This is a genomic window from Pantoea septica, from assembly GCF_002095575.1.
Classification (GTDB): Bacteria; Pseudomonadota; Gammaproteobacteria; order Enterobacterales; family Enterobacteriaceae; genus Pantoea; species Pantoea septica.
The window spans coordinates 1-5,400 of record NZ_MLJJ01000069.1; the positions used below are offsets into that span (position 1 = coordinate 1).

At 52.8% G+C, this 5,400-nt stretch carries 4 protein-coding genes and 2 pseudogenes; 1 reads left to right on the top strand and 5 read right to left on the bottom strand.

Annotated elements, in window-relative coordinates:
• From HA46_RS20365 to HA46_RS20385, 5 genes and pseudogenes are all read right to left on the bottom strand, one after another.
• Positions 1 to 216: BMC domain-containing protein (locus HA46_RS20365; protein WP_084886516.1), on the bottom strand; the 216-nt coding region annotated here is incomplete at its 3' end.
• A gap of 405 nt (positions 217 to 621) precedes the next feature.
• Positions 622 to 1,140: a FidL-like protein gene (locus HA46_RS20370; protein WP_084886519.1), complete on the bottom strand. Its 519-nt coding sequence runs from the start codon at positions 1,138 to 1,140 to the stop codon at positions 622 to 624.
• Positions 1,137 to 1,931: a winged helix-turn-helix domain-containing protein gene (locus tag HA46_RS20375; protein WP_084886526.1), complete on the bottom strand. Its 795-nt coding sequence runs from the start codon at positions 1,929 to 1,931 to the stop codon at positions 1,137 to 1,139. The genes HA46_RS20370 and HA46_RS20375 overlap by 4 nt, the downstream gene beginning before the upstream one ends.
• 17 nt (positions 1,932 to 1,948) lie before the next feature.
• Positions 1,949 to 2,537: pseudogene (locus tag HA46_RS20380) on the bottom strand (TetR/AcrR family transcriptional regulator).
• A gap of 145 nt (positions 2,538 to 2,682) precedes the next feature.
• A pseudogene (locus HA46_RS20385) lies at positions 2,683 to 2,991 on the bottom strand (NAD(P)H-dependent oxidoreductase); the annotation flags it as partial.
• A gap of 283 nt (positions 2,992 to 3,274) precedes the next feature.
• On the opposite strand from HA46_RS20385, the gene HA46_RS20390 reads away from it, so the two are divergent.
• The gene (locus tag HA46_RS20390; RefSeq protein ID WP_084886522.1) at positions 3,275 to 5,197 is read left to right on the top strand and encodes a BglG family transcription antiterminator; all 1,923 of its coding nucleotides are present in this window, start codon (positions 3,275 to 3,277) and stop codon (positions 5,195 to 5,197) included.
• The last annotated feature ends 203 nt before the right edge of the window (positions 5,198 to 5,400 follow it).

Consider the following 5,400-nt stretch of genomic DNA (forward strand, 5'->3'; position numbering starts at 1 on the left):
GGTCACCACTTCACCGATGCGCTGCGCGGATTCGACGCCGGAATCCACCGCCGCTTTCACCGCGCCGACGTCGCCCTTCACCATGACGGTCACCAGCCCCGAGCCGATGTTTTCATAGCTAATCAGCTCGACGTTGGCGGCTTTGCACATCGCATCTGCGGCTTCAATGCAGGCCAGCAGACCTTTGGTTTCGATAAGCCCTAATGCATCACCCATGGTTTCTCCTCCAGAACAGGTTTTGTGATTCGGAAAACCGTCCGCGTAACGGCGTCAGGACGCGGATGCGGCGCTCGGGGTTCACTATAGGAAATGGCGAATGAAATGAAATTTAAATCTACCGATTGGGTATTTTTAGACCTTTAGTTCTGCAGTTTGGGTTTTATAAAGCTATTATTTATGCATTTATGCTGTTATTGAGAGGCGTATCGCGGGGCGGTTGCGGCGTTTTTTCGCCATTTAGTCCACAGCGAATTGATGTTAAAAAATTGATAATTTATTGCAGATTGGGAGTAATTTATTCCTATGTTAAGTATGAGGAAGATCGTGTTTTATTCGGCTGGCTAAATACAAAACATGCGGTTTTACTAACGGGAAAGCGATGAAGGAAAAGCGGGTGTGAGCTTAGTCAAATTTACTGCCGGACTTCAGCGTGCAGACGTAGAGCGGTGAATTGATAGAGCTGAGAAGGATGGCTCTCTCATTGAGCTTCTGTGCGTTCAGGAACAGGCCATCGTGGCTGTCGGACATCTCGCGCATAAAGTAGTCGAAGATCACGTCCGGCGACTCATCGATGGACGAGGCGCTGGATTCCCACTTGCTGATGCGATAGTGGCGCTCGGTGGTGGAGATGCGCTTGCTGGTGTAGCTAAATTTGACGTAGCGCTGGAGATAAAGCCAGCCGGCGGCGGAATCGGTGTAGCCTTCGACGACCATCGCCCCTTTTCCGTTGGCGGCAAAGTTGAAATGGATATTGCCGTTAACGTTCTCTTTCTCCATATTCTCAAAGCGCATAATCGCTTTGGACGAGCAGCTCATCACCCCGCCGTTTTTGACCTGCAGCAGCTTCCAGGCGCAGAACCCGGCGGCGGCAACAAACCCCAGGCTGGAGAGAACCAAAAAGGGGCGTGGAGCGATTCTCATTGCGGCTTCCATGAATAATAAAAATAGTTATCGCAGTAGCTGAACGGGTTATCTTCATGCATCGCGCAGTGGGCGAGGAATACCCGGCCCAGGCCGTTGGTTTCCAGCCGGTCGCCATAGAAGAAGACGAAGCGTTTGCCGGGCTTGCATTCCAGCTTCAGGCGCTGGCGCACCGCATCAAAATTTTTGCCATAAGCGGTTCCGGCAACAGATCGCAGCATCTCATCGCTGGCCAGCAGCTCGCACTGGCTGTGGCGCATTTTCGTGAGGGTAATGGAGTACAAGGTGTTGCCGCCGAGAAAGCTGCATACCACCAGCAGCAGGGCAATGGTGAGTAGGCAGCCGCCGGCGAGATACCAGCAGGTGCCGCGCGCGTGGCGGCTGGGGACGACCTTCAGTGCTTCCGAGGCGGCGGTTTCGTCTTGCTCAACCTCCGCCGTTAACAGCGGCTCCGGGCTGGCGTCGAGCAGATGGATAGTGAGATCGGGATTGAGCTGTAGCAGTCCGCGCGAGACAGTGACGATAATGTTGTCGATATTGTAGTGGCGAAAGGTTTTGCGCAGCATGCTCAGATATTGATTGAGATTGCTGTTGGATGATATTAATCCATTGTCATCCCAGACTTTTTTAAGCACCTCATCACGGCTGACCACCTCGGGGTGACACAGGAAAAACCACAGCAGCGCGTTAGCGGTGATTGACAGTTGGCTGTCCGCCTCATCGCTTCCCGGTAACGTTAGCGTGCCGTCCATTGCATCATAAATCAGACGGCCATGGATGTTATAGCGCATCGCGGCCTCAACATGCTTCACGCAGGAAGCCTCATCTTCGTCAGATCGCTCACCAGAGACTGCCGGTGCCCGGGGCTCATGGTGCGCCCCTCGGTTAACTCCGATAGCCAGATGCCGTCCGAAGCATAGCGCACCAGCGTGCCGGTATAGCTATTGTCCAGTTTATCTCATCGCCTTGCGCCAGTTGGTCGAACATCCAGTCGCGACAGCATTATCGCAGTCCCGGTTCATCCGGCATAGCCTGCGACAGCACCATCTGCTGATGGCTCTCCCGGGCATCCGTGAGTTACGGCACCGACAGATGGCGCAGACAGGCGCGGGTAAAACGACCACAAGAGATGTTATCCGCAGCCATAAGTCTAAAATCGCCTCCTCCATAATCGCCAGTAGGCGGGCAAAGAGGGTGAAAATTAGCGCCTGCTTGTTGGGGAAATGGTGCAGTAAACCGCCTTTACTGACGCCCGCTTCGCTCGCGACGGCGTTCACCGACAGCGAGGCGATGCCGTCCCGGCTGGCGAAGGAGACCGCGGATTCCAGCAGCTGCTTATGCAGACGGACGAGATCTTTTGGACGATGTTGGGCTTTCATATTCATGGCCCGAATCATACTGACCAGACTGCATGTTTATTCTTGATCGCTATCAATATGCGAAGCGGCGTAGCGGGACGAGATGCTGTTATTGAGTAGAGGCTCACAGTTCGCCTTATGAATTGTGTGGATATTCGTAGCGCAGCGAATATCACACACAGATTCACGCAGGCTTAATGTGGATAGCGAGGCTGTGTTCTTCTGGCGCCAGCTCCGGACGCAGGTTCAGAAAGGAGATCAGATAGTCGCCGTGATTCTGACGACGAAAGGGAGTTGGCGGCGTTTCAGAGAGTGTATCCAGCCGCCGAGCCAGTTTCTCGCGCAGCGCGGCGAAGTGTTGTTCATCGATTTTGTCAGTGCGGTGGAACACCACCGGCGGCAGCACGCCAAAGCCGGGATTGAACAGCATCCCGTGCTTAATGGGGAACAGGATGTCGTCGATAGGGCTGCTGATCCCGCCTGACGCGTGGTGAGATTGGTTCCGCAGGCAGTAGAAGCTGGATTTGGGGCCATGCTACATCGGGAAGGTCATAGCAAGCCATAGTTCAATATGTTGTGGAAACTGACAGTTACTCTGGCTCAGGTGGTTAAGAGACACAGCCTGTAGAGTGGTCAGGTCCCACAACAGCTGTAGCCCTGCGGACACTATCCCTGTGGGGCAGGACGGCTTCAAAAGGTTCTGTTTGTGAGTAAGCGCGATAAATTTTCCTATGGCACCGGGTTATCATAATGGCAGAGAGCGGTAAAAGTTACTGATGGCGCAACATTATCACTACCGGATAGTGCAACTTCTGAAGATTCTGAACGCGGCTGACAAACCGTTAACGGGGTGGGAAATCTGTAACCATCTGGCGATAAAACCGCGCACGTTGCGTAGCGATCTCGTTGCTTATAAAGCGATATTACTGGAAAAAGGTGTGCGTATCGACGCGCGCCCTGGCGAGGGTTATAAGCTACAGATTCTGGATCAGGATAAATTTCAGAAGCTGATTCTTGATATAACGCGTAAAGCGCAGCAGCAGCGCGCCACGGCGCCGTTATATTATGCCGATCGCGTCAATTATATTATCCGCGCTCTGCTCGCATCCAAAACTTATATTAAGCTCGATGAACTCGCTGAGGCGATATATATCAGCCGCTCTACGCTGAATAGCTGTATGAAAGATGTACGTAAAGCGTTCGCCGCCTTCGATTTGCAATTGCAGGCAAAAATGGCCTGCGGGGTTCGGATACAGGGCAGTGAATTAGCTATTCGTCAGGCAACGGCAAGATATTGTTTTTATGACAGTAATCAGGCTCTGCAGCAGGAGAATACCCGGCTTCAGACGCGGCAAAAAATTTCGGCGATTTTGGCCGCTGTGCTTGAGGAGGGGCAGCTCACCTTGACCGAAATCGGCTTTCAGAATCTGGTGGTGCATCTGGAAATAGCCCTTATACGCATCGATTGTTCCCAGGAAGAGACCTCGCTTCCGGAAGGTTATAGTACGCTAGAGCAGCGTGACGAATATCGACTGGCTTTACTGCTGGTGTCGCGCATTGAACGCGCGTTCGCCATCACTTTTCCCGATGTTGAGCGCTACTTTGTCGCTATCCATCTGGCGGGCAAGCGCGCGTTTCATAAGGAGAGCCGCGACGTCGTCACGCCAGATATTATCCGCCTGTTCGATCTTATTCATCGCAAAATTTTCGACAATTTCGCCCTCGATCTGTCGGGAGATTTTGAGCTTTTTCATCTGCTGTCGTTGCATCTTATCCCCATGATGGATCGCCTGAGTTGGAATCTGAAAATACACAATCCCTTGCTGGAGGAGATAAAGCAGGAAAATGTCAAAGCCTTTGAAGTGGCGGTGTTGGCGGGAAACGTTATCTATCAGGAAACAGGGCTAAAGGTCAATGATGCGGAAATTGGCTACCTGGCGATTCACTTCGCGCTGTCCATGGAGCGCTGCGGATGCTGTGAACGGCGCTACAACGTGCTGCTGGTTTGCGCCAGCGGCATGGGCAGTTCCCAACTGCTGCTGCATCGCCTGCGTCAGCGCTTCGCGTCCGCTATCAACCACCTGAAAGTGTGCCAGCTGTATGAATTGCCCAACGCTGATCTGGCGGCGTATGACATTATTCTCGCTACCGTCGATGTGCCGTTTAACACGCCGGTGCCAGTGCTGAAGGTTAACTATTTCTTCGATGCCGGAGACCTAAGCCGTATGGAGCATTGGCTGAAAAGCGCCAGACCGCCAGCAGAAGATGACATCAGCCGCTGGTTCCAGCCCTCGCTTTTCTATACCGATCTAAAGTCTACGGATCGCTACGCGCTGCTGAGGGCGCTGTGCCAGCGTATCACCCAGCACGGCGACGTCGACGACAATTTTCTGCACTGGGTGATTGCACGGGAAGAATTGTCAGCTACCGCCTTTGGTCAAGGCATCGCCTTTCCGCATCCGCTGCATCCCTGCGGGGATAAAACGTTTGTGGCGGTAGCCCTGCTGGAAAAACCCATCAGCTGGGATAATTACGAGGTGGGCTACATTTTTTTGCTCAATATCCGCAAAGGTGAGCAGGCGTCACTTCAGAATCTATATGAAAGCCTTATCTCTTTCATGGATAACGACAGCAAGCGCGCCGCGCTCGCTAAAAATCCCACCTTTGACACCCTGATGTCACTTCTGGCGCAGCGCTGATTAACCTGCAACAAATGCCGCTGCTGCTGCGGCAAAACTTTGTAAGCCGTTTGTCGTGCGTAATTAATACAATCTGCTCACCTCTACACGATAAGAACAGGAAATACGATGAACGCCTCAACGACCTTTCTGGAAAAGCATATGATGCCGCTGGTGGTTCGGGTTGGCAGCAACCGGCCGCTCACTATTATTCGTAATGCGAT